The sequence below is a fragment of the Methylobacter sp. sgz302048 genome, assembly GCF_052162025.1.
Lineage (GTDB): Bacteria > Pseudomonadota > Gammaproteobacteria > Methylococcales > Methylomonadaceae > Methylobacter.
On record NZ_CP197401.1, the window covers coordinates 1,990,676 to 2,013,335 of the forward strand.

Annotated in this window: 22 protein-coding genes; 7 read left to right on the plus strand and 15 right to left on the minus strand. The window is 52.3% G+C overall.

The window, feature by feature from the left end:
- Positions 1-4: 4 nt before the first annotated feature.
- The 8 genes from ACTNE6_RS09070 to ACTNE6_RS09105 all read right to left on the minus strand — a co-directional run bounded on the left by ACTNE6_RS09070 (position 5) and on the right by ACTNE6_RS09105 (position 6,765).
- Complete coding sequence (locus ACTNE6_RS09070) at positions 5-442, minus strand: phage tail protein (RefSeq protein WP_442499428.1); 438 nt, start codon at positions 440-442, stop codon at positions 5-7.
- A 12-nt stretch (positions 443-454) separates the two neighbouring features.
- The gene (locus ACTNE6_RS09075) at positions 455-892 is read right to left on the minus strand and encodes a phage tail protein (protein WP_442499429.1); all 438 of its coding nucleotides are present in this window, start codon (positions 890-892) and stop codon (positions 455-457) included.
- 52 nt (positions 893-944) lie between these two features.
- Positions 945-2,906, minus strand: coding sequence for a phage tail sheath family protein (locus tag ACTNE6_RS09080; protein ID WP_442499430.1), 1,962 nt, complete (start codon positions 2,904-2,906; stop codon positions 945-947).
- A 24-nt stretch (positions 2,907-2,930) separates the two neighbouring features.
- Positions 2,931-3,140 (minus strand): hypothetical protein, encoded by a 210-nt coding sequence (locus ACTNE6_RS09085; RefSeq protein ID WP_442499431.1) that lies wholly within the window; start codon positions 3,138-3,140, stop codon positions 2,931-2,933.
- Positions 3,137-3,775, minus strand: coding sequence for a DUF4255 domain-containing protein (locus ACTNE6_RS09090; protein ID WP_194969965.1), 639 nt, complete (start codon positions 3,773-3,775; stop codon positions 3,137-3,139). The genes ACTNE6_RS09085 and ACTNE6_RS09090 overlap by 4 nt, the downstream gene beginning before the upstream one ends.
- 1,154 nt (positions 3,776-4,929) lie before the next feature.
- Positions 4,930-5,139, minus strand: coding sequence for a dodecin (locus ACTNE6_RS09095; protein ID WP_434483375.1), 210 nt, complete (start codon positions 5,137-5,139; stop codon positions 4,930-4,932).
- Positions 5,132-5,815, minus strand: a complete 684-nt coding sequence (murU, locus tag ACTNE6_RS09100) for an N-acetylmuramate alpha-1-phosphate uridylyltransferase MurU (protein ID WP_442499432.1) — start codon at positions 5,813-5,815, stop codon at positions 5,132-5,134. The genes ACTNE6_RS09095 and murU overlap by 8 nt, the downstream gene beginning before the upstream one ends.
- Positions 5,812-6,765 (minus strand): aminoglycoside phosphotransferase family protein, encoded by a 954-nt coding sequence (locus ACTNE6_RS09105; RefSeq protein ID WP_442499433.1) that lies wholly within the window; start codon positions 6,763-6,765, stop codon positions 5,812-5,814. Before ACTNE6_RS09105 ends, murU begins: the two co-directional genes overlap by 4 nt.
- Positions 6,766-7,017: 252 nt before the next feature.
- Between ACTNE6_RS09105 and lptD the strand changes: the two genes are divergently transcribed.
- The 3 genes from lptD to ACTNE6_RS09120 are packed head-to-tail and all read left to right on the plus strand — an operon-like array spanning position 7,018 to position 11,793.
- Positions 7,018-9,846, plus strand: coding sequence for an LPS assembly protein LptD (gene lptD / locus ACTNE6_RS09110; protein ID WP_442499434.1), 2,829 nt, complete (start codon positions 7,018-7,020; stop codon positions 9,844-9,846).
- Between the two features lie 12 nt (positions 9,847-9,858).
- Positions 9,859-11,148 (plus strand): peptidylprolyl isomerase, encoded by a 1,290-nt coding sequence (locus tag ACTNE6_RS09115; protein WP_194969970.1) that lies wholly within the window; start codon positions 9,859-9,861, stop codon positions 11,146-11,148.
- 36 nt (positions 11,149-11,184) lie between these two features.
- Positions 11,185-11,793, plus strand: coding sequence for a DbpA RNA binding domain-containing protein (locus ACTNE6_RS09120; RefSeq protein ID WP_442499435.1), 609 nt, complete (start codon positions 11,185-11,187; stop codon positions 11,791-11,793).
- Here the strand turns inward: ACTNE6_RS09120 and ACTNE6_RS09125 are convergent.
- Positions 11,790-12,422, minus strand: a complete 633-nt coding sequence (locus tag ACTNE6_RS09125; RefSeq protein ID WP_442499436.1) for an MBL fold metallo-hydrolase — start codon at positions 12,420-12,422, stop codon at positions 11,790-11,792. The genes ACTNE6_RS09120 and ACTNE6_RS09125 overlap by 4 nt on opposite strands.
- 116 nt (positions 12,423-12,538) lie before the next feature.
- Between ACTNE6_RS09125 and rnd the strand changes: the two genes are divergently transcribed.
- Positions 12,539-13,717, plus strand: coding sequence for a ribonuclease D (rnd, locus tag ACTNE6_RS09130; RefSeq protein ID WP_442499437.1), 1,179 nt, complete (start codon positions 12,539-12,541; stop codon positions 13,715-13,717).
- Between the two features lie 41 nt (positions 13,718-13,758).
- Here rnd and ACTNE6_RS09135 read toward each other — a convergent pair whose 3' ends face one another.
- Positions 13,759-14,052 (minus strand): hypothetical protein, encoded by a 294-nt coding sequence (locus ACTNE6_RS09135; RefSeq protein ID WP_442499438.1) that lies wholly within the window; start codon positions 14,050-14,052, stop codon positions 13,759-13,761.
- A gap of 45 nt (positions 14,053-14,097) precedes the next feature.
- Here ACTNE6_RS09135 and ACTNE6_RS09140 point away from each other — a divergent pair, with 45 nt between their 5' ends.
- Positions 14,098-15,486 carry an L-lactate MFS transporter gene (locus ACTNE6_RS09140; RefSeq protein ID WP_442499439.1) on the plus strand — a complete coding sequence of 463 codons (1,389 nt, stop codon included), beginning with the start codon at positions 14,098-14,100 and terminating at the stop codon, positions 15,484-15,486.
- A 124-nt stretch (positions 15,487-15,610) separates the two neighbouring features.
- Here the strand turns inward: ACTNE6_RS09140 and fae are convergent, their stop codons facing one another.
- Together fae and ACTNE6_RS09150 are read right to left on the minus strand one after the other, a co-directional pair.
- Positions 15,611-16,123, minus strand: coding sequence for a formaldehyde-activating enzyme (gene fae, locus ACTNE6_RS09145; RefSeq protein ID WP_442499685.1), 513 nt, complete (start codon positions 16,121-16,123; stop codon positions 15,611-15,613).
- A 92-nt stretch (positions 16,124-16,215) separates the two neighbouring features.
- Positions 16,216-17,130 carry a DMT family transporter gene (locus tag ACTNE6_RS09150; RefSeq protein ID WP_442499440.1) on the minus strand — a complete coding sequence of 305 codons (915 nt, stop codon included), beginning with the start codon at positions 17,128-17,130 and terminating at the stop codon, positions 16,216-16,218.
- A 171-nt stretch (positions 17,131-17,301) separates the two neighbouring features.
- Here ACTNE6_RS09150 and ACTNE6_RS09155 point away from each other — a divergent pair, with 171 nt between their 5' ends.
- Positions 17,302-17,532, plus strand: coding sequence for a hypothetical protein (locus ACTNE6_RS09155; protein WP_228779050.1), 231 nt, complete (start codon positions 17,302-17,304; stop codon positions 17,530-17,532).
- Between the two features lie 25 nt (positions 17,533-17,557).
- Here the strand turns inward: ACTNE6_RS09155 and ACTNE6_RS09160 are convergent, their stop codons facing one another.
- A complete protein-coding gene (locus tag ACTNE6_RS09160; protein ID WP_442499441.1) occupies positions 17,558-18,244 on the minus strand; it encodes an O-methyltransferase in 687 nt (228 codons plus the stop codon).
- Positions 18,245-18,452: 208 nt separating this feature from the next.
- Here ACTNE6_RS09160 and ACTNE6_RS09165 point away from each other — a divergent pair, with 208 nt between their 5' ends.
- Positions 18,453-19,319, plus strand: coding sequence for a helix-hairpin-helix domain-containing protein (locus ACTNE6_RS09165; protein WP_442499442.1), 867 nt, complete (start codon positions 18,453-18,455; stop codon positions 19,317-19,319).
- Between the two features lie 18 nt (positions 19,320-19,337).
- Here ACTNE6_RS09165 and hypF read toward each other — a convergent pair whose 3' ends face one another.
- Positions 19,338-21,662, minus strand: a complete 2,325-nt coding sequence (gene hypF, locus ACTNE6_RS09170; RefSeq protein WP_442499443.1) for a carbamoyltransferase HypF — start codon at positions 21,660-21,662, stop codon at positions 19,338-19,340.
- The gene (gene hypE, locus ACTNE6_RS09175; RefSeq protein ID WP_442499444.1) at positions 21,662-22,627 is read right to left on the minus strand and encodes a hydrogenase expression/formation protein HypE; all 966 of its coding nucleotides are present in this window, start codon (positions 22,625-22,627) and stop codon (positions 21,662-21,664) included. Before hypE ends, hypF begins: the two co-directional genes overlap by 1 nt.
- Positions 22,628-22,660 lie beyond the last annotated feature (33 nt).

Here is a 22,660-nt window from a genome sequence, read left to right on the forward strand (position 1 = left end):
TTTACTATTGAATGGTGAAATAGCGGTAGGTCAGTTCCAGGGTTTCGATTACCACCGCGCTTTCGTTGGCGTTCAAGTCGCTGACCAGCCATTTCTTAGGGATGGCATGCGCGATTTTCCAGGTGCGCAGCGGTTCGCTTTTTTCGTTCATCAAGATGACGTTGACGTCAGAGGCCTTGAAGCTGCGCTGATTGAAGGCGTCGAGAAACCACTGCAATACGCTGGAGTCGGTCAACATGCCGCGCTTCAGCACCAGATCGGTATATTTGCTGCGTACCGGCAATTTGTGCTCGAAACGGTTTTCGCCGCCTTCCTTATACGTCTCGTAATCGTATTCGACCGACAAGCCCGACACCGACTGAAAGCGGGCGTCGTTCTTGTCCTGGCTGATGCCGAATTCGACTTTGTAATAAAAGCCCAGCGGAGGGTAGTAATCGACCATGGCGTCTACCGGTTACACCTTCATCAGTTTCAGTCCTTCATGGGCGACTTCCAGGGTTTCCACCGCGATTTCGTTGGCATCGGATTTCAGATCGGGCGCCGTGACCTTGACCGGAAAACAGCGGGCGGCGGCCCAGGCTGCGACGGGCTCGTGCTTCTCGTTCAGCAGCCGGATCACCAGATCGCGCCGGCCGTTGACGCGCTCGTTGGCGATCTCTTCCAGCCAGGTGTTGTAGTCAAAATCGCCTTCGAATTTACCGCGCTTCAAGGTGATATTGTTGTTCTTGACCATGCCCGGCATGCTGATTTTGTTGAAGTCTTTACTGTCGCTGTGCCGGTATTCGATTTTTTCCCTTTCCATGACAAGGCCGGTCACTTCAGTGAAGCTCATTTTTGCACCGCCCCAGTCGACCTGGAAATGAAATCGGGGAATTGGATATTCTTGTGCCATGATGTTTATCCTTATGCGCTTGATAAATAATAAATCGTTCTAGTACGGTTGCTTAAGATTCAGCCATTTTGTGCGAAAACTGGAGAATGATGAATTCAGCGGGGCGAACGACGGCCATGCCGATTTCGATGATCATGCGCCCTTCAAGAATGTCCAGCGGCGTCATGGTTTTACCCAGTCCCACGGCAACATAAAATGCGTGCTCCGGCTTGATGCCCTGCAATGCACCCTGGCGCCAGAGTACTGTCAGGAAGTTCTCGATCATGGCCTGCAAGCGTACCCATGTGTTGGCATTGTTGGGTTCAAATACAAATTGCTCGGTCGCTTTTTTGATCGATTCCTCGGCAAAGTTGAAAAAGCGCCGGACATTGACGTACCGCCATTCATTGTCATTGCCGGCCAGAGTGCGCGCGCCGTAAACCAAGGTGCCCTTGCCGGTGAAGCTGCGGATGGCATTGATCGACTTGCCGCTATTGACGTCGACATTGAGGGCGTCCAGTTCCGATGCGGTAAACGTATCCTTGGGGCCGATGATAGCTGAGATGCCGACATTGGCCGGCGCCTTCCAGACCCCGCGGGTACGGTCGACATAGGCGTAAATGCCCGCTACGGCTCCTGAAGGCGGAATGTTGGTGTTACTGTTTTGCAGTCCGGCCAGGATCGACTTGTACAACGGTGATACCGACTGCAAGGCGTCATGTTTTTGCTTTTCCAGCACCTGCGCGCCGGCGACCACGTTAACGAGCCAGGCATTATTGACCTGCTCGAAAACGCTGCGCAGTGCCGGAATCACAGCTTCCATGCGCTCGGCGTTGTTGCCGGCTGAAGCCGGGATGATGTTGCTGGCGGGCACTGCCGGATTATCCGCAAAAATGCCCCCCCATTCCGCCGCTGTGGGCACGGTGCCGGTACTGAAACGGACAGTGTAGCCATTGCTGCTGATTTTCGTCGCCAATTCCTTGTCGTAACCGATCAGACTGCTGTAAGTGGCTTTCAGCGTTGAGCTGATCAAAGTCTTGAGATCGTTCTTAAAGCTGGTGTTGCTTGCCGAGCCGGCCGCCGCGCCAACCAGGACATCCAGTTTCCGCGCCACTTCAAAGATGAAGTTGACCAGCGCCCCCAGGTTTGGCGGGGTTTTGTTGGCCTGATAAGCGCCTTCCAGGGCCGTGAACTGATCGCGCAACGTTTTGGAGGGCGTTGCCAGGACTTGGCTGGCAGTGGCAATGGTGTTGCCGTCGGCGATGATCTGATCGTACTCGCCGATCAGAGTTTTGGTGGCATTATCGCTGATCAGGTCGGCCAGCTTGAATTTTGTCGAACCGACATACAAGACATCCTTGAAGTGACGGTATTGCAGATTTTTAGGAAAATTGACCGTGAGCCAAGGCGAGTAGGACGCGCCGTATTTCAGGTTTTCATTGCTGAGATTCGAGCGGAATTCGCTGCCCTTGGGGTCATTTTCCTTGAGGTGAAACAGGCCTATGCGGTCCATTAAACTGTTGCATTGCGCAAGCACGGCGCTATAAACCGTGTAGAAGTCGGTGCCAGTGGTGAGCAGTGAATTGTCGGGCAAAACCAGAATGGTCGGTTCGTCGACCGCTTCCAGCGCGGCGATCCCTTTGCCGGCGGCGGTGAATTCGCCGGCGGTTTTGGCGGCCGAATCATAGGTGGCCACGGACACGATGTAGCAATCGCCGCCGCCGTTGGCATAAAACAGCCTCAGACTGTCGTAGAGATAAAACACCGACTGGAGGCTAGCCGATTTGAAATTCCTGTTGTCGTCGAGGCGGACATCGGCAACGCTCGGGGTGGCACCGGCGCCGAAATAGGTCTCGTATTCGGCAATCGAACTGATCTTGGTCGGCTTATTGAGCAAATCGCCTGGCGTCAGCTTGTCCGCTTTTTGGGTATAACCGATAAAGGCAGGGATCGCCGTTTCCACCCCCGCGATTGAAGGAGGAAACTTGGAAATTTCTTCGATATAGACTCCGGGGGTTTTATAAGCTGTTGCCATGTTTTTTCACCGTTTAGTTTTAAATTATTCAAAGATTGCGGAGCTAAGTCCTGACGCTTTGGGGGGACCAATTACATCGGGTTGGGATATTCCTAAGCCTTGAGACGGCCTTATTTTTGCGCTGATTTGAGCCGGCATGGTCAAAAAAGTCAGCGGCAGTGGCACGGGCTCAATGGTATCAAGGAGAATATGCGCCTGAAATAATGGCTGGCAGCGGCTTAAACGTGCGTTCATGATTCTGCTGCCGGTTCTTTGTGGGAGAGTTTCCTGGCCACTTCAGTGACAAGTTTGGCTTCGCTTTGCACCGCAGCGAACTTCATATCCAGCATGCGCAGCATATATATAACAAACGGGTACTGTTTTCCCCCCAGCGTTCCCCATAAATGATTTACCTCCTCCATTGAAGGGGAATATAAATCAAAGATCAATTTAAACGATTGCAATTGATCGAGAGGGTTATTGGGCGCATTGGCTGTTATTGAGTTGGGGGATACGTTGTCTTGCGTGAATACGTTCTTATATTGAAAAAAACAAATGGCTCTGGACAATGCCAATAACGCATCACTGTAATTGGTGTGAGTGGCTGAAACCAGTATCTGGAGATTGAGAAAAACAGGAGCGTTTTCATATCTGACTTTTAGTAAATCCTTATCGCTCACATAATTGGGCAGATTTTTTAGTGCTTTTTCTTCCCTGATATTAATTATGGATAAGATGAGCATGTCTCTCGCAACCCCGTTATTTCCGGAACCGCTGACAAACCCTTCCGCTAAATTACCTACGCCGACAGCGGGCATAGCCATTTGAAAAACATCATCAAGGTGCCGGTTCATCTCGTTGATTACAATAGTTAATGCGTGCGAAATCATCTAAAAAATCCGTCTTATAAAACCTTATTTTTGGATATATAAACAGTATATGTATTAATAAAAAATACTAAAACTCAATTAAAATCCATACTAAGAACACGGCAATTATATTCCGCATTACATAATTACCGATATCCTGCCTGCTAAGCTAATGAATATCAGAGATTTAAATTGATCGTAAGTTTTTGTTTTATTAATTTTAAATTTAATCCCGCCAGCAGCCGGATTCACACTTACGTTACAAATAGCCCCACTATTTTGAAAATAATGATAAATATGTTTTTTATTTATTATTAAAATACTATGTCATTGTTGTTGACATTCTCGAATTGCTGTATATGCCATGTCCGCAAGAGCGGGTTGAATCAAGAAAACTGGGATATAAAATACCAATACTTAATAAATTTTTTTGTCGCTATTTTTTTACTCTTAAAATTGATAAGAGTCAATTATTTTCAATTTCTGAAAACTGGCAATATTTAATTAATTGTAATTGCTGAATAAATTTAAGAGTAAGTAATGATATTCGATAGGATTGGGATTATCTGAGGTTCTGTCGTAAATATCCATTTTACAACCAGGATGCCTATAAGGATGTAGGCAATAAAGCACTAAGAGTAGGTACTTTAGGCGATACAGTGCAGGTATGAAGGAATTAGAGCATCGCTGGAGAGATTGGCGAGAAGGCGGGGCAGGAAATCTAAAAAGGAGAGAAACTATTTAATGCCTGTAAAGGCGACTTCGGTCGCCAACAAGGCATAAAAAGTGATTGAAGCTGGTCCGCGCGCTGCTTAAAGGTATAGACTGGCTTGAGTCAGGAGACGTTATTTTTCTAAAGCTTGTTTCATTTATGTGTCCCTAGTCCAGGCTGGCGGCAAATGTCGCGATCACTCAAATCTGCGGAGCCCCTATCTCTATGTGAGCAACGTGGTGCCGTCGGAAAGTTTGCCTTATTTCGTATGACTAAACGTTTCGGCAAATGCCCGGCCTGACGCTGTGGGGATTAGCCAGTTTCTGTTCGGCATCGAACAGCGAAGCCAGTTCTTGCGCTGCAATGCGATTGGATAGGCTTATGGCATAAGCCTATCAATCACAATAAGCGAACAGTTTACTGTCTTTCCCAAATTAGCACGAAAGCGCGACAGTTAATATCGTTATTCGGTCAGTGCAAATCCGATTTTTATTGTAACCTGCCAGTGGGCAACCTTGCCGCCCTGTATATTGCCGCGCGTCTCGACGACTTCAAACCAGCGCATGTCATGAAGGGTTTGGGAAGCTTTGCTGATAGCGTTTTCGATGGCTTCCTGCATGCTGACGGTTGAGGAGCCAGTCAGTTCTATTTTTTTATAAATATGATCAGGCATGATTGCTCTCTCTTTGCGTGTAGTAAAGGTCCAGTTCTTTAAGGCGCTGCGGCGTGCCTATATCCATCCAGAAGCCGCCAAATTTTTGCCCCGATACTCTGCGTTCCGATAAGGCTGCTCGCAGTAATGGCGCCAGTTTTATTTTTCCGACCGGCATATTGCTGAATAGTTCAGGCCGATAGAGACCAATGCCGCTAAAGGTGAATTTCTCGGCGCCGCTTTCAATGACATTGCCGGCACTGTCAAGGCCAAAGTCTCCCTGCCTGTTGTGCTCAGGATTGTCGACTAAAATCAGATGAGCCAGATCAATATTCAGGCTTTTCAGTTCAGCAAACGGGAAGTCTGTGGCGATATCGCCGTTGACAACTAAAAAGGCATCATCGCCCAATAAGGGCAGGGCGTTGATGATGCCTCCGGCTGTTTCCAGGCCTTCTTCGCCTTCGGGCGAATAGCTGATGACGGCGCCGAGCTGATCGCCGTTGCCGAGACGCTCTTCAATTTGCCGGCCCAGGTGGGCGTGGTTGATGATGATTTCATGGAAGCCCGCCGCTACGAGCTGCGCGATCGTATGTTCGATAAGCGGCTTGCCGGCCGCGGTCAGCAGGGGTTTGGGGGTATGGTCGGTCAAAGGGCGCATTCTTTCGCCGCGCCCGGCCGCTAAAATCATGGCTTTCATAGTTTGGGCAAGACCTGTTCGTGAAGAAACCGTCCAAAATCGGCCAGCTCAGGATAAGCTGCGCAAACGGCGGTGACGTAATTCAGCGTGCGCGGTATGTCTTTCAGATAACCGGATTTGTTATCCCGGATGTGCAGGCGCGAAAAGATGCCGATGGCTTTCAGGTGCCGCTGCATGCCCATCAGGTCGAACCAGCGTTTAAAGCGAAGCAGATCGCAATCGATAAGGCCTGCCTGCAGGAGTCGCTGGTAATAGTGCGTCATCCATTGCTCAACCTGTGATGTGGGCCAGGCTATATAACAGTCGCGCAGCAACGACACCAGGTCATAGGTAACTGGCCCGATAACGGCATCCTGAAAATCGATCACGCCGGGCGAATCGGCGTCCAGCACCATCAAATTGCGCGAGTGATAATCGCGATGGACGCACGTTGTCGGTTGTTCCAGTGCCGATGCGATCAGTATGTCATGCAGGCTGCTTCGTAGCGGCTCAGGCATGGCGATGTCCAGTGACTGTTCCAAGAACCAGTCGTCGAAAATGGCCAGCTCTCTTTTCAGCAACGGCTCGTCATAGGCCGGCAGTCCGCTGTCGAGCTGCGGCGTATTGGCTTGCAGTTTGAAAAGGCTGTCGAAAGCGCTTTGATATAAACCGGCAGCAGTATTTTCATTCAATTGATCGAGAAAGCACTGCGAACCGAAATCTTCAAGCAGTAGAAATCCGTTACTGAGGTTTTGCCGAAATATCGTAGGCACATTGACCTGGGAACGCGCCAGCAGGTCAGCAATTCTGACGAAGGGCTCGACCTTTTCCTGGGGCGGCGGGGCATCCATGACAATGAATTGTCCTTGCGGCGCTTTAATTCTGAAGTAGCGTCGGAAGCTGGCGTCACTGGAGGCGGGTTCACAAGAATGGATATCCAATAGCAGATCATTTTCGAGCCAGTCGAGCATGGATAGTGCTCTTAAGTCTTCAGGCATCATGTAGAATAGTGGAGTTTAGTTATAATGCTGCGGCAAATTAAGGTAAAATGTCTAATTCAGCATTTTATTCGATTTGTGATTCATTAAGCTACTAAACTTATATCCTCTATGCGTCGCCGCCTATTCCTGGTCTTTTTACCCTCTCTCTACACATCTGCCGGTTCTGCCAACGAAGCAGCCTGGAATTGCGAACAAAGCAAAGACGGCAAGGGGTGGGTTTGCGTGGGTGAAGCAAAACCCGCCGAGAAAGCAAGCGAGGCGCCGGCTCAGACTGCGCCAGTTAAGGAAGCGCAGCCTTCGGCAATTCCCGAGCCTATTCAGAGTGTGCAGCAGCCGGCTGCCCCCGAGCCCGCTCAAGCAACCCGACCCGTTACGCCTGAGCCCGTCCAAGATGCTGAACCGGCCTTGGCGAAGCCCGATGAAGATGTCAAGCCGGCTGAGACCGAATCCGTGGAAAATGAACAGCCGGTGATACACGAACAGGATAAGCGGCAGGTTGTAGTCAAGCGCCCGGTCATCACTGATGCCAACGAGCCTGTTCCGGTTGAGATAAAAGGTACTGAAAACAAAACCGCCAGAGTTACTGAAAAGCAGCTGCAACCGGGATGGAGTTGTGCGCCCGGCGAGGAGAATCAGAACTGGAGCTGTAACCTGGTCGGCACTGATCCAAAAGGCCAGGCGCAGGTTGTTGCTGCGGATGAACATCAATTCCGTCTGCTGGATCCGGCTTTCGATTCAGAACAGGAGCGGGTCTTTAACACTTTGCAGACGCAGTTGAAATATGATCCGTGGGCAAACTGTTCGGTCGATACGCCGGTATCGCCGCAGTTTGTGCCGGAAAAACACTTGCGCGAAACGTCATCGTTGGAGGTCCGGTCGGACTATTCGGAGCTTTTCGATACTGAAATCAGCAGTTATTGGGGCAATGTCCAGATCCACCGAGCCGATCAGCATATCCTGGCGGATACGGCGACTTATGATACGGTTTCGGAAACAGTTGACCTGCAAGGCGATGTGTATTACAGCGAAGATGAATTGGCTTTATACAGCGATACGGCCATGCTCAATTTAGCTACCGATCAGGCCAAATTAAGGGATACGGTGTTTATATCGCCGGCCGCACCGATCAGAGGGCGGGCGAAAGCCGTTTACCGCGACAGCAAGGAGTTGTCGCGCTATAAAGATGTTGCCTACACCAGTTGTCGCCCCGGCAATCAGGATTGGGTGGTCCATGCGTCCGAACTTAAAATGAGCGATGTAACCGGTAAAGGCTCGGCCAACGATGCCTGGCTGGAATTTAAAGGCGTGCCGGTATTTTATTCGCCTTATCTTTCGTTTCCTATCGATGACAGAAGGATATCGGGCTTTCTGGCGCCTTCTTTTGGTAGTACGCAGGACGCCGGATTCAATATTTCAGTGCCTTATTACTGGAATATCGCACCTAATTATGATGCGACTTTAAGGCCTCGTTATCTGACAAAAAGAGGCGTTTTACTGGCAGGCGATTTCCGTTATCTGACCCATATGACAAGGGGTAAGGCAAGTCTCGAATTTATGCCTGACGATTCCCTGCGCGATGAATCCCGGTACTTTGCAAGACTTTTGAACGATGCTCGCTTTACGAAGCATATCAGTTCACATATTGATCTCAATTATGTATCTGATAAGGACTACTTCAATGAATTAGGCAATGCGGTAAGCTTGACCAACTTAAGTTATTTATATAGTCAGGCAGATATCAAATATATTAATGAAGGCGTTTCTTTCATCAATCGCGTGGATAATTATCAAAATATTGATAAAGTCATAGCGCCGCAGAATCGTCCTTATCGGCGATTGCCTCAGAGTATATTGAACCTGAATCGAAGCTTCGATTTCATGCCGCTCGATACGGGTATGAACGCCGAATTTGTTTATTTTCAGCATGAAAAACTGGTCAATGGTCAGCGATTTAACGTTAAACCGTCAGTCAGCTTTCCGATGGAAACCGCCGGCGCTTTTTTAAAGCCCAAGCTTTCCTTTCAGTACACGCAATATGAGTTAAGCGAGCAGCAACCTGCCAATATAGGCCAGTCGGATTCCATTTCCAGAGCGCTGCCTATAGCTTCTGTCGACAGCGGCCTGTTCTTTGAGCGCGATTTCGATTTCGGCGGCAGCGCTTTTACACATACGTTAGAGCCAAGGTTATTCTATCTGTATATTCCTAAGGAAAATCAGGACAATATTCCATTGTTCGATACTTCACTCTACGATTTCAATTTCAGCAGCTTGTTCAGAGAGAACCGCTTCAGCGGTAACGACAGGGTACAGGATGCCAACCAGGTTACGGCCGCCATTACTTCACGTCTGATTGACCCTGAAACCGGCAAACAAAGGCTAAGATTCGATATCGGCGAGATTTTCTATTTCCGGGATAGAGAAGTCGGTTTGTGCGGCGGTAATTATTACTCGCCATTATGCAGGGTTGACAGACCGATTGAAACCGGCAACTTTTCGAACCTAGTGAGTGAACTAAATGTCCAGTTTACGGATCATTTATCGGTTGACAGCGGTCTTCAATGGAATCCCGATATAAACGACGTCGTCAGAGGCGACGTCATGCTTCACTATATCAATCAGCCTGATGAGATTATCAATTTAGGTTATCGGTATAGAAAAAATACGGTAGTGACTTTTCCTGACCGGCGGAATGATATTATCCAGAGCGACATTTCATTCCATTGGCCTGTATACAATGACTGGTATGCGGTGGGTCGCTGGCAATACTCTTTGCTTAATAATGCCACGCGGGAGAGCTTTATTGGCATCGAAAAAGAAAACTGTTGCTGGCGTTTCCGCTTGATCGGTCGTCGCTGGGTTAACAGTGCCATCGTTAATGCATTTGGCGATACGGCTGTCAGTGATCTTGAGTTAAGCGCGCTCGATGTAGAAGGCGAAAGCCAGACTGGCGTGTTCTTCCAAGTAGAGCTTAAAGGCTTGACCGGCGTTGGAGAAAAACTGGATGAGTTCTTCCAACAGAATATTTATGGTTATCGGAAACCGGAAAAATAATTTTCAGAAAATATGAAAAGATTGATTGTACCTGTACTGTTGTGTAGTTTATTTTTCAGCAGTTATGCCGCGCACGCTGAAGTGCTGGACAAAATTATCGCCGTCGTTGAGGATGATGTCATTCTTGACCGTGAACTGGAGCGGGAGGCGGCAGCTGTAAGGCAGCGGATCGAGGCATCCAACGCAGCTATGCCGCCGAGTTTTATCCTGCGCAAGCAAGTGCTGGAAAGAATGATTGTCGATAAGCTGCAACGTCAATTGGCCGAGAGAGCCGGCATTACGGTCGGTGAGGAAATGCTGAACAGCCAGGCAGCCGAGATCGCCCAAAGAAATAATATGGACCTGCCTGAGTTTCGGTCCGAACTGGAAAGGCAGGGCATCAGCTATCAAAGCTTTCTGGACAATATACGCAATGAAATTATTATCAGCCAATTGCGCGGCAGGGAAATAGGCGGACGCATTAAAGTGACCGACAAAGAGGTCGAGCACTACATGGAAACGCAGGACAAGATTGGCGAAGAGTCTACCCAATATCATCTCGGCCATATACTGATCGCCGTTCAGGAAGCCGCATCCGCGAAGGAAATACAAAAGGCCAAGGCTAAGGCCGATGGTCTGGTTGAAAAACTGCGCGCGGGCGAGGACTTCACCGAAGCCGCAATGACTCATTCAGATGGCGACAATGCCCTGAAAGGCGGTGATTTAGGTTGGCGGTCCATGGGCGATATACCGACCATGTTTGCCGAGGAGGTCGGTAAAATGAAGCCGGGCGATATAGCCGATCCTATCCGCAGCCCCAGCGGTTTTCATATCGTCAAGTTATTGGAGCAGAAAGGTTCCTTGGATCACCATATGGTAACCAAAACCAAGGTCCGTCATATTTTGATAAAAACCAATGAATTAATTGACGATGCGGAAGCAAGAAAACGCCTGCTCGCACTAAAAGAGCGGCTGGCCAACGGCGAGGATTTCGCAGCGCTGGCGCGTGCTCATTCTGATGATAAAGGCTCGGCAATAAAAGGCGGCGGCCTCGATTGGGTGGGGCCAGGCGATCTGGTGAAGCCGTTCGAGGAAGCCATGACAAAACTGTCCGTCAATGAAGTCAGCGAGCCTGTGCAAACACAGTTCGGCTGGCATTTGATTCAAGTGCTGGATCGGGAAAACAAGGACAATAGTGCCGAGTTCAAAAAGAATCTGGTCAGGGACGCCATACGCAAACGGAAAATTGAAGAAGAAACCGAGCTTTGGGTGCGCAGGCTGCGTGATGAAGCATTTGTGGAAATTTATCAGGATAGGCTCTAAAGTATCGCGATTAACAGTGATCGATTGTAAAACAGGATGAATGACAGGAATAGTATAACGGCGGAGCCGATCAGCCAAACCGAACCGTTGAAAAATCGCTTGCAGCAGATTCTAAACAGCGAGAATCTGGAGCCCTATCGCGCATTACTCAGCGTTATAGCCGCTGAACTGGATGCGGATATCTTGGATTGCGCTGCGGCGCTGGTGTATTTAAATCAGCCGGAGGCAGCCAGACTTCCAGCCGCTTCACGGGAAGAGCAAAAGGCAGCGATAAGGATATTGCCGCCGCTTAATCTGCCGCCCATCAAGATGGTGCGTTATCGTCTGGATGTAGGGCGAATCCATCAGGTTACAGCGGAAGAAATCAAAAAGGTGCTGGTTGAAGAATCCGGTGTTGATAAAAATAATATCAACAGGGTGGATATACACGGTTTATATACTATTATTGAATTACCGGCCGGTATGCCGCCGGATATATTTCAGCACCTGAAAACGGTGGAAATCAATCAACAAAAATTGAACATAGCGCGGATAAAAGCGCGCAGCGGTAAAAAGCGCGGAAAAAGCAATTTTCGGCGGGGGGGGCGCCAGCGTAATCCTCAGCCGGATAGCCAAAGTTCGGATCTATCCGGCGTAGGCTGCTAAATACCGACATAAGGGTTATGGCGCATTTCCTCGCCAAATGTAGACATCGGGCCATGGCCGGGAATAAATGCGACCTGTTCACCCAAAGGCCACAAATTGTTTTTTATGGAACTGATCAATGTATGAAAATCGCCTTTAGGAAAATCGGTTCGGCCGATTGATCCTCTAAACAACACGTCGCCCACAATCGCCAGTTGGGATTGACGGTGGTAAAAAACCACATGGCCGGGCGTATGTCCCGGACAATGCAGGACCTCCAGCATTTCTTCGCCGAATGAGACCTTATCGCCATGCGCCAGCCAGCGTGTCGGCGTAAATTCATGACAGACAGGAAAACCGAAAGTCTGACATTGAGCCGCAATTGCATCAATCCAGAACTGGTCATCGCAGTGAGGACCGATAATAGGAATATCGAATAAAGAGGCCAGTTCATAAGTGCCTCCGATGTGATCGAGATGACCATGGGTCAGCAAGACAGATTCCAGCACCGCTTTTTCTTGCTTGACGGCGTCCAGAATCAAATCGACATCGCCGCCCGGGTCGACGACAGCGGCCTTGCCGGTTCGCTCGCAAATCAGTAAAGAACAGTTTTGCTGAAAGGCCGTGACGGGAATAATGCGGTATTTCATATCGGCAGACTATTAAATAAAAAAATTTTACCATCAACCTGCAAATATGCAGCGTATTAGATCAAATTCGGCGCCAAGAGTAGGTTAAAGAACAAAAAGCTGTTATTGTAATTACTATGACTACTATTCAATATATTGATACCCCAGAAAAGCTGAGCGCCCTGTGTCAGCAAATTTTAAAAGAGCCCTGGCTGGCACTGGATACCGAGTTTTTAAGAGAAAAAACCTATTTTCCAAAGTTCTGCCTGCTGCAAATCGCTACGCCCGAGTGGGTGGCTTGCGTCGATCCTATCGCATTGCCTGATTTGAGCGAGCTGTTCGATGTCTTGTACAATCCTTCCATCGTCAAAGTTTTCCATTCCAGCCGGCAGGACCTGGAGATTTTCTATCAGTTAAGAGGCTGTATTCCCGAGCCGATTTTCGATACGCAAATAGCCGCGCCCTTGCTTGGGTTTCAGGATAATCCCGGTTATGCCATGCTGGTTTCGAGCTTCCTGAATATCAATCTCAGTAAAGCCCATACGCGCACCGACTGGACCGTGCGCCCTTTAAGCGAAGAACAGTTGCGCTATGCCGCCGATGACGTGATTTATCTATGTCAGGTTTACATGATCATGTGCGAAAAGCTTCAGGAACTTGGACGTCTGGACTGGCTGAAAAGCGATTTTGAGTTATTGAAAGATTCCGAACTTTACCTGGTCTCGCCGGAAAAGGCCTGGCTGAAAGTCAAAGGTAAAAACAAACTGACAGGCAGACAGCTGTCGATCGTTCAGACATTATGCGAGTGGCGCGAACGTACTGCGCAGACTGAAGACAGGCCCAGAAGTTGGCTCATGCGCGATGATCTTTTGCTTGAGCTGGCCAAGCTTCAGCCCGACAGCGTCAACGCTCTGGCCAAGGTGCGGGGTATCAATGAGCGCACTGTCAACCGTTACGGAAAAGTGCTGTGCCAGTTGATCAATGAAGCCAGGCAGCGTCCGCCTATCCCTCTGAACGAGAAAGGCAGGCCTGCCAGAAAAACACAACAGCAGGAAGCCATACTGGACATTTTAACGGCATTGGTCAGAATACGGGCCGAGGAAAATTCGTTGAATCCGACCATCCTTGCCACACGCAAAGATCTGGAAGTGCTGCTGTTCAATGAGGATGACGACTGTCCGTTGCTGCATGGCTGGCGCTTTAGCATGGCCGGCAGGGAATTGGTCGGATTGCTGAAGGGCGATCTCTTGATCGGAATCGAATCCGACAAGCTCAATATAGTCAACAAAACATCTTTTGCTGATGCCGCTCAATAACCAAAGTATACGTAGCATGGGCGGCATTCGAAATGCTGGGTTTAGTAGCAGCCCGGACTGTCCCGCTGCCCTGCCAAAATCAAAGCGAAATCCACTGTAGGGTACGCATCGCGTACCTGTTCAGGGTTTTTCGGCACACCACAAGCGGAAAGGTACGCGGTGCGTACCCTACAAAGCTTTTCAAGCCGTACCTTGCCGCCAATATTTCCGAATCCCTTCAAAATGTAACCGCCTCCTTTCGGCATAAATTTAAAAATATAGCCGCGTGCAGTAAAATAGCCGTCCCAAATTCTCCATCGCGTTAGCGTCGGAGGTCTATTGTCTGCTGGATTCATGCCGGCCTTCATATAAAAGCAAATAAAAAACAGGAAGAAAAATTTATGAACACAACGGGGGCGACGTCTTTTTTGTCAAGAGACAGGACGATTGCAAAATCGGATTTTAATCGTTGGCTGGTTGCCCCTGCGGCCCTGGCTGTACATCTCTGCATAGGGCAGGTTTATGCGTTCAGCGTATTCAATTTGCCATTGACCAAAGTACTGGGCATAACCGAGTCTTTGCCTGAGGACTGGAAATTGACTGAACTGGGCTGGATCTTCAGCCTCGCCATCGTGTTTCTGGGGCTGTCGGCGGCTTTTGCGGGAAAATGGCTGGAGAAAGTCGGGCCGCGTGTCACGATGTTCTGCGCCGCCTTGTGCTTTAGCTGCGGCTTCTTTATTTCCGCGGCCGGCGTCTGGCTGCATGCGATCTGGATGCTGTATGTGGGCTATGGCGTTCTGGGCGGCATCGGATTGGGCCTGGGGTATGTCTCTCCGGTCTCGACGCTGATCAAATGGTTTCCCGATCGCCGCGGCATGGCGACCGGGCTGGCGATCATGGGATTCGGCGGCGGCGCAATGATCGGTGCGCCTCTGGGGGTGTTTCTGATGAAACATTTCGCTTCAGAAACATCGGTCGGCGTTGCGGAAACCTTCATGACGATGGGCGCGCTTTATCTGGTTATCATGATGCTGGGCGCGTTTTCGATCCGGCTGCCGACTGAAGGCTGGATGCCGAAAGGTTTTCAACCATCAATCAAAAAAAGCAAGCTGATCACGAACAATCACGTGCATGTTGATCAGGCACTGAAAACACCGCAGTTTTACCTGCTATGGCTGGTATTGTGTCTGAACGTGACGGCAGGCATCGGCGTGCTGGGCCAGGCTTCGGCCATGAGTCAGGAGATGTTCAAAGACCAGTTCACGCCCGAAAGGGCCGCGGCGTTTGTCAGCCTCCTGAGTTTGTTCAATATGGGCGGGCGCTTTGTCTGGTCCACGCTGTCCGATTATCTGGGTAGGAAAAATACCTATTTCATATTCTTCGTTCTGGGCTGCGCGCTGTATTCCAGTGTGCCTTACACCGGTCAGATGCACAATGTCGCACTGTTCGTCGCCTGCTATGCGGTCATTATGAGCATGTACGGCGGCGGATTCTCAACCATACCGGCTTATCTGGCCGATATTTTCGGCACCAAGTACGTCGGCGCGATTCACGGCAGATTGCTGACAGCCTGGTCGACGGCCGGCGTCGCAGGTCCCGTGCTGGTCAATTATCTGCGCGAAAGCCAGATTGCGCAGGGCGTTGCCAAGGCCGATGCCTACAATATGACCATGCATATTATGGCCGGGATATTGGTGGTGGGCTTTTTGTGCAACTTGGCTATCAGGGCCGTTGATGAAAAGCATCATATCAAGCACGATGAAGTCAATGATGAATACGATAGTCTGTAGCCAATAAATTGAATAGCGAACCACGAAGAAAAACAAGGTTGAGCTTCGCTCTCTGTGTTCTTCGTGGTTATGACACTAATAGATATGGCTCATACAGCGCCTGGAAGCGTTACCGCAAGGCCGATCAGTCATGAGCCGCCAGCGGATGGTGCACGACATTTTCCTGAGCGATCACTTCTTCCGGCGACGGCTGGCATTCAACCGCGCGCTTGATTGCCAGCATTGTGGCTTCGTAATTCCAGTCCTGAATTTTATCGTCGTCCTTGGCGTCCCAGTGAATAAAAACACCGACACTAATAAAGATATCGCCGGCTTCTTCCAACGGTATGATGCCGGCTTTAACACTGTCGGTAACGGCCTTGGCGACGCCGCGCTGGGCCGGGCCGAACATTTGCGTGGCCTGTTTCGCGTCTTTGATTTCCACTTTATTAAACAAGATGGTATTGGGCTTGGCCATGAGATTGGGAGCTACCAGCGCCAATAAAGCGTTATCCCCGCGTTTTTGATTGGTCAGCGCGATACAGAACGCCGTTTCCGCAGCACTGCCCCGCGGCCCCATGACCAAATCGACATGCGCCACTTCATTACCTTCACCTACAAGAGCTTCACTTACCAGTACTTTGTCTATTTTTGACATTTTCATTTCAGCTTCTCCTGTTAAGTTCATGAATTGAGCTTCAATTATTAAAGACAGATAGCCGACCGGATTAGTTTCGGACGGGCAAGCTGTCACGCCGACGAACGCAGGCGCCTTGCCGTCGTTTTTCTGACCAGATAACCCACTATTCTGTCGAAATATTCATGCATGAACAGCGCCGATAAGATCAGCACCGTGCCGGCTGCGATTTTCATGGTCAGCGGCTCATGGTTGACCGTATGGCCCAGCATGAGCGCGAGCACCGGCGAGAGCAGCGTAATTAAGGCGACGCGCGTTGCGGCCAAGTGAGCCAGCACATAGTAATAAAGCACAAAGCCGATGGTCGTCGCGATGACGCCCAGATAGATGATTGAAGCCAGACTGGCAAGCGGCAATGACGCCGGCCATTGCCCGTCAGCCAGCCGCCAGGTCAGCCAATAAGCCGGTACGGCCAGCAGCAGGCCGCCGGCCACCTGCGACAATGCCGGCAGTTTCGCTTGAATGCGCTGCACCCAGACGGCGCTGGCCGATTGCAGGAGGGCGGCAACCAGCACGCCGGCAATGCCCAGCGCTGCCTCCTGTCCGAGTTGCAAGGCCGAACCGAACATGACAGCCAGGCCACCGACACCGAAGCCGTAAGACAGCAATTTGCCCGGCGTCAGACTGCGTTCTTTTAGCCATATCGCCGACAGCAACGCCGTGATCAACGGCGACAAGCCGAATATCACCGAAACCCAGCCGGAAGGAATGAACTGCGCGGCCCAGTAAACCGCCAGCATGGAGCAATAGATTTGCAGGGCCACAGCCAGATAAGTCCGCCTGGCCTTGCTATGCCAGGCCAGGCGCTGCCGCCTGAGCAACAGCAGCATGGCCACGCAGACGATGCCGATGCTCATGCGGCCCGTCGCACCGAGCAAAAAGCCCGGACCTTCAGCGCTCCATTTGATAGCCAGCGGCGTAGTGGCCCAGATTAAAATGATACTGATGTAGGCTAGAAGGATGCGCATCAGATTAAATTGTTGATGGTAAACAGATTGTCAGACATTCTATTCAAGGTGGAAAAGATTGATAGGAAGGGTTTAAATAAACTCTCTTTAATCAGGAACTTGATGTTTTTTTGAGATTCCAATAATCATAAAATTTATCCAGACCACAATCTGCATAAATAGGTGATCAAGATGGCGACACGCAACACGAAAATAACCGAATCCAGTTATGAAGCCGCTCGCGAGTATTTGCAACGACAACTGGAAATACATTCCTGGTGGCCCACAGAACAGCCGGGGCTGGCCCGGCAAGAGTTCAAACTGATGCAAGGCGACCCGCGCGCACTTAATGTCTGGTGCAAAAAATGGCTTGATTCCGGACAGATGCGGCAACTGTCCAAGGCCATGCAGAACCATGATTGAACAGTCAGCCATCTGTGTCTTGTCTTCAAGCCGTCTTTTTACGCGCGACGAGCACGCCGTCCCGTGTCGGGTTGATAAAACTGTCAAAATCAGGATCGTTGAAGATTAACAGATTGTGCTCCTGTATGGCCTCGGTCCAGCCCGGCACGATGTCGACAAAATTTTCCGCGGCCACGCGGCCATGCCAGAGCACATTATCGGCGATATACAGGCCGCCGGGGCGGATGCGGTCTCTGGCCATTCTCCATACTTCCGGATAATCGCCCTTGTCAACGTCGTTATAGCAGATATCGAACAACCCTTCGGTTTGCGCGAAGATATCCTGCGCAAGCCCGGTATGGAAATCGACCCTGTCCCATAAACCGGCGGCACTGAGATAACCTTGCGCTTTCTGCCGGTTGACGGCATCGCCGTCACTGCAGATCACCCTGCCTTCAAGGCCTGTCGCGCGCGCAAACCAGTAAGCCGAATAGCCGTAACCGCTGCCGAATTCGAAAATGCGCCGGGCGCCGATGCTTTTCGCCAGCGTTTCCAGAAAAATACCCACCAGACGATCGACGATAGGGAAATTATTCTGCCTCGCGTACTCCTCCATTTCAATCAACACAGGATGATCGGTAGGGCCGGTCAGGCTGCGCATATAGTTCTCGATGGCCGGATTGACCGGGACGATAACGGAAGGATTGGATATCGTGGGGGACTTGTTGGTCATTATCTGTGCCTCGCTATGAAATGATGAATTTGATCGTATTTTATTATTTCTGGTGCTATGCGGTAAATTTGCTCATCAAAGCTTCAATCTGACACTGTAAGGCCCCGGTTCGTTTTGCAGTCCGTAAAAATTAATGCCGTTCTTGCCACGATCAGAACTTAAAGGAGCCATTCAAAGTCACAGACCATAATGGCCGGAGGGTAGCTTTATGATAAATAAAGAAGTTTCCGATAGATTGAGGGAGATTGCCAGGTTGCTTGAAGAACAGGGCGCCAACCCGTTTCGTTCGACCGCCTACCTGCGGGCCGCGATCACGATTGACGAACTCGACCGGCCGGTATCCGAGATCGTCGAAAAGGAAGGCATTGACGGCCTGGATGCATTGCCCGGCATCGGCGCTGGCATTGCCCGTTCAATCTGCGAATATGTGACCACAGGCCGCATGAGCCGGCTGGACAGCCTGAGAACCGGCCATGATCCTATCGAGCTGTTTGAACAGATTCCGGGCATCGGCCCGACCCTGGCGCATCGGTTGATAGAAACGCTGCATGTCGATACGCTGGAGGAACTGGAAATGGCCGCGCATGACGGGCGGCTGGCGACCGTGCCGGGCTTTAGCAGGAACAAAACCGAAATGATCCAGGCTTGGCTGGATCGCATCCTGGGCTATCGCCGTCCACGCAAAAGACTGCAAGCGCCTGCCGTCGAGGTGCCGATCGAATTGCTGCTGGAAATCGATTTTCTCTACCTGACCAAAGCCGACGAGGAAGAATTGCCGAAAATCGCGCCCAAGCGCTTCAATCCGTCCGGCGAAGCCTGGCTGCCGATCATGCACAAAACCCGCAACGGCTGGCATTTTACGGCCTTGTATTCGAATACCCCGCGCGCCCATCAGCTCAACCAGATCAAGGATTGGGTCGTCATTTACTTTTATGACGACCAGCATCATGAAGGGCAATATACCGTCGTTACCGAAACCAAAGGCCCGCTGCAAGGTAAGCGCGTAGTCCGGGGCCGGGAGCGCGAATGCCGCGAATATTATGCCCAACGGTCGTCCGCTTTGAATGCGGGCTGATTGCTGAACCGCAATCCGTCACTTTCCTTTAATGCTTTGCGCAGCGGCAATCACCGCTTGTCCCAATGCCAAACCGCCGTCGTTCAGCGGATAGCGTTGCGGCGACAGGACAGTTTTGCCAGCCTGCCGCAATTGCTGAGAGACCGCTTCCAGCAGCAGCCGGTTCTGAAATACGCCGCCGCTGAGCACAATACGGTCTGTGCCAGCCTGGCGGCAGAGCCGGTTCAGCAGTTCGACGGTCGCGGCGATCAGGCTATGATGAATGCGGGCGGCGATGCGGGCTTTATCCGCGCCGCCGTTGAGATCGACCAGAACGGCTTGCCATAAGCCTTGCCAGTTTAACACCAACAGGCCGCCGTCTTTATCGATAGACCAGGCTTGCGGGTAGGGCTGTTCATCGGCAAACAGCGGCGCTGCCAGCGACTCCAGCGCAATCGCGGCCTGGCCTTCGTAATGAACCTGTTGGCCGTGCAGATCCAGCGCGGCGGCAAAGGCGTCGAACCAGCGGCCGCAGGAACTGCTGGGCGGCGAGTTGAGATTTCTGGCAATCATCGCCGACAGCGTGTCCAACGGTTTGCCGGCCAGCAATTTGATGATGTTCAGCTCGGCGAATTCCTGGCGCAGCATCGGCCAGTCGAAATAATGCCGCAGTTGCGCATAAGCGTTGCGCCAGGGTTCGCGCATGGCCTGTGCGCCGCCGGGCAGGGCAATAGGCTGGAAATGGCCGAGCCGGGTGCAGCTTCGGTAATCGGCCAGCAAAAATTCGCCGCCCCATAACGTATCGTCATCGCCCAGACCTAAGCCATCGAAGATCGCGCCCAACACCGGGGGCGCATCCAGGGGCACGCCATGCTCGGCCAGACAGGCGGCCAGATGGGCATGATGATGCTGCACGGCGAATAACTGCGCCTGCTCGGTTGCCGCCAAGGCTTGCCCGTATTGCGTGGATAGATAATCCGGATGCAGATCGACAGCGATGCGCTTGGGGCTGAAACCGAATAACTGCCGGTACAGCGCGACGGCATGACGGTAATCGCGCTGCACGGCGGCGCTTTCCAGATCGCCAATATGTTGGGAAACAACCGCCTGGCCGTTCTTCAGCAGACAGAAACTGTTTTTCAACTCCGCGCCCATGGCAAGAACGTTATCGGCCGCTTCAAAACCGGCCGGCAAAACCAGCGCTTCCGGGCTGTAACCGCGCGCCCGCCGCAACAGCCGGATGCCGCCGTCCATGACTCGAACTACCGAATCATCCAGCCGGTTGACGATGGCCCGGTCATGCAGCAGCCAATAATCGGCGATTCCGGCCAGCTTTTCCCGCGCTTCGTCGTTGTCCGTGCATTGCGGTTCGTCGCTGATATTGCCGGAGGTCAGTACGATGGGCGCGTCAAGTTCTTGCATCAGCAGACTGTGCAAAGGCGTGTACGGCAGCATGAAGCCCCGCTTATCGTCATCCGGCGCGATGCCGGGCGCCAGCGCCATGCCATGCGCGGCCAGCAATACGATCGGTGCGGCCTTGTCAGGCAGAGCCCGCATTGCCTGCTCGTTCAGCCGGGCATGGCGGGCTATCGTTTCCGCATCGCGGGCCATTAATGCAAACGGTTTGGCATGGCGCCGCTTGCGTTGCCGCAGTCGGGCAACCGCATCGGGATCGGCGGCATTGCAGGCCAGATGAAAACCGCCCAGGCCCTTGATCGCGACGATAAAACCCTGGCGGATCAGCTCGGCCGTGCGCGTCAGCGGGTCGGTGCCAGCCAGCGCTTGCCGGCTGCGATCCTCCAGCCACAGTCTGGGGCCGCAGTCAGGGCAGCAGTTAGCCTGGGCGTGGAAGCGGCGGTCGTTTGGGTCTTCATATTCCTGCCGGCAGCGCGGGCACATCATGAACTCCGCCATGCTGGTGCGGCAGCGGTCATAAGGCACACCCCGGATGATGGACAGCCGCGGGCCGCAATGCGTGCAATTGGTGAACGGATAGCGGTAGCGGCGATTGGCGGGGTCGGCGATTTCGGCCAGGCAGTCGGGACAGGTGGCGGCATCGGCGGCGATCGGGGTCTGGGCGCTGCGGTCTTTGCGGCTGGCAACGATACGGAACTCGCCATCCGGCATGCCATTTAAATCCTGCACCTCCAGGCTGTCGAGCCGGGCCAGCGGCGGCAGTTGCAGCGGAATCCGGCGGATGAAGGCATCCAGATCCGCCTCGCTGCCGAAGGCGTGGATCATCACGCCCTCGGCGTCGTTCCACACCGAGCCGGTCAACCCGCATAGCCGGGCCAGATGCCAGATCGCCGGCCGAAAGCCTACGCCCTGCACCACGCCGCGCGCCCGGATAGCCTTGCCGGGCATCAGCAGATGCGCGGCAACTGCTCGCCGACTGGCCAGTCGACGATGCGTCGCCCGCCGAAGGCTGTGGTCATTTGCACGAAGCCGTGCTCGTCGGCGATGACTTCGCCGATGATCGCGGCATCGCGGCCCAGCGGGTGCCGTTGCATTACCGCCAGCAGGCGTTCGGCGGCATCGGGGGCACAGATGCAGACCAGCTTGCCTTCGTTGGCGACATACAGCGGGTCCAGGCCGAGGATTTCGCAGGCGGCTTTGACTTCAGCTTTTATGGGAATCCGCGCCTCGTCGATGGCCATGCCGACCCCGGATTGTTGGGCCAGCTCGTTCAAGGCCGCCGCCAAACCGCCGCGGGTCGGGTCGCGCAGGCAATGAATAGCGTCCGGCGCGGCGGCGACCATATCGGCGACCAGACCGTTCAGCGCGGCGGAGTCGGAGACGATGCTGGTGCCGAATTGTAGATTCTCCCGCCCGGCCATGATGGCAACGCCGTGATCGCCGATCGAGCCGCTGATCAGAATCGCGCAGCCCGGTCGTGCGTGGTCACCGGAAATAGTGACGCCTTCCGGCACGATGCCGACGCCGGTCGTGGTAATGAACACGCCGTCGCCCTTGCCGCGCTCCACGACTTTGGTATCGCCGGTGACGATAGGCGTGCCGGCCCGTTGCGCCGCGGCGGCCATGCTGACGACTATTTTTTCCAGATCGGCCAGCGGCAGGCCTTCTTCCAGGATGAACCCGGCCGCCAGATACAACGGCCGTGCGCCGGACATCGCCACATCATTGATAGTACCGTGCACCGCCAGCGAGCCGATGTCGCCGCCCGGAAAAAACAGCGGCGATATCACATGGCCGTCGGTGCTGATCACCAGCCGTCCTGCCGGCACGTTAAACAGCGCCTGGTCGTTGCGCTGCCGCAGCAAGTCGTTGTCGAAATGTCTGACGAACAGCTCGTCGATCAGCTGAGCCATAGCACGCCCGCCACCGCCGTGGCTTAGGTCGAC

Excerpts from the sequence above, each read along its gene's own strand:
- ACTNE6_RS09075 (WP_442499429.1), bottom strand. The coding sequence starts at position 892 with ATGGCACAAGAATATCCAATTCCCCGATTTCATTTCCAGGTCGACTGG.
- ACTNE6_RS09120 (WP_442499435.1), top strand. The coding sequence starts at position 11,185 with ATGAATGACAGGAATAGTATAACGGCGGAGCCGATCAGCCAAACCGAA.
- ACTNE6_RS09160 (WP_442499441.1), bottom strand. The coding sequence starts at position 18,244 with ATGACCAACAAGTCCCCCACGATATCCAATCCTTCCGTTATCGTCCCG.
- hypE (WP_442499444.1), bottom strand. The coding sequence starts at position 22,627 with ATGGCTCAGCTGATCGACGAGCTGTTCGTCAGACATTTCGACAACGAC.
- ACTNE6_RS09085 (WP_442499431.1), bottom strand. The coding sequence starts at position 3,140 with ATGAACGCACGTTTAAGCCGCTGCCAGCCATTATTTCAGGCGCATATT.
- hypF (WP_442499443.1), bottom strand. The coding sequence starts at position 21,662 with ATGCCCGGCAAGGCTATCCGGGCGCGCGGCGTGGTGCAGGGCGTAGGC.
- ACTNE6_RS09140 (WP_442499439.1), top strand. The coding sequence starts at position 14,098 with ATGAACACAACGGGGGCGACGTCTTTTTTGTCAAGAGACAGGACGATT.
- ACTNE6_RS09070 (WP_442499428.1), bottom strand. The coding sequence starts at position 442 with ATGGTCGATTACTACCCTCCGCTGGGCTTTTATTACAAAGTCGAATTC.
- ACTNE6_RS09115 (WP_194969970.1), top strand. The coding sequence starts at position 9,859 with ATGAAAAGATTGATTGTACCTGTACTGTTGTGTAGTTTATTTTTCAGC.
- rnd (WP_442499437.1), top strand. The coding sequence starts at position 12,539 with ATGACTACTATTCAATATATTGATACCCCAGAAAAGCTGAGCGCCCTG.
- ACTNE6_RS09125 (WP_442499436.1), bottom strand. The coding sequence starts at position 12,422 with ATGAAATACCGCATTATTCCCGTCACGGCCTTTCAGCAAAACTGTTCT.
- murU (WP_442499432.1), bottom strand. The coding sequence starts at position 5,815 with ATGAAAGCCATGATTTTAGCGGCCGGGCGCGGCGAAAGAATGCGCCCT.
- ACTNE6_RS09135 (WP_442499438.1), bottom strand. The coding sequence starts at position 14,052 with ATGAATCCAGCAGACAATAGACCTCCGACGCTAACGCGATGGAGAATT.
- ACTNE6_RS09095 (WP_434483375.1), bottom strand. The coding sequence starts at position 5,139 with ATGCCTGATCATATTTATAAAAAAATAGAACTGACTGGCTCCTCAACC.
- ACTNE6_RS09155 (WP_228779050.1), top strand. The coding sequence starts at position 17,302 with ATGGCGACACGCAACACGAAAATAACCGAATCCAGTTATGAAGCCGCT.
- ACTNE6_RS09150 (WP_442499440.1), bottom strand. The coding sequence starts at position 17,130 with ATGCGCATCCTTCTAGCCTACATCAGTATCATTTTAATCTGGGCCACT.
- fae (WP_442499685.1), bottom strand. The coding sequence starts at position 16,123 with ATGTCAAAAATAGACAAAGTACTGGTAAGTGAAGCTCTTGTAGGTGAA.
- ACTNE6_RS09165 (WP_442499442.1), top strand. The coding sequence starts at position 18,453 with ATGATAAATAAAGAAGTTTCCGATAGATTGAGGGAGATTGCCAGGTTG.
- ACTNE6_RS09090 (WP_194969965.1), bottom strand. The coding sequence starts at position 3,775 with ATGATTTCGCACGCATTAACTATTGTAATCAACGAGATGAACCGGCAC.
- ACTNE6_RS09105 (WP_442499433.1), bottom strand. The coding sequence starts at position 6,765 with ATGCTCGACTGGCTCGAAAATGATCTGCTATTGGATATCCATTCTTGT.
- ACTNE6_RS09080 (WP_442499430.1), bottom strand. The coding sequence starts at position 2,906 with ATGGCAACAGCTTATAAAACCCCCGGAGTCTATATCGAAGAAATTTCC.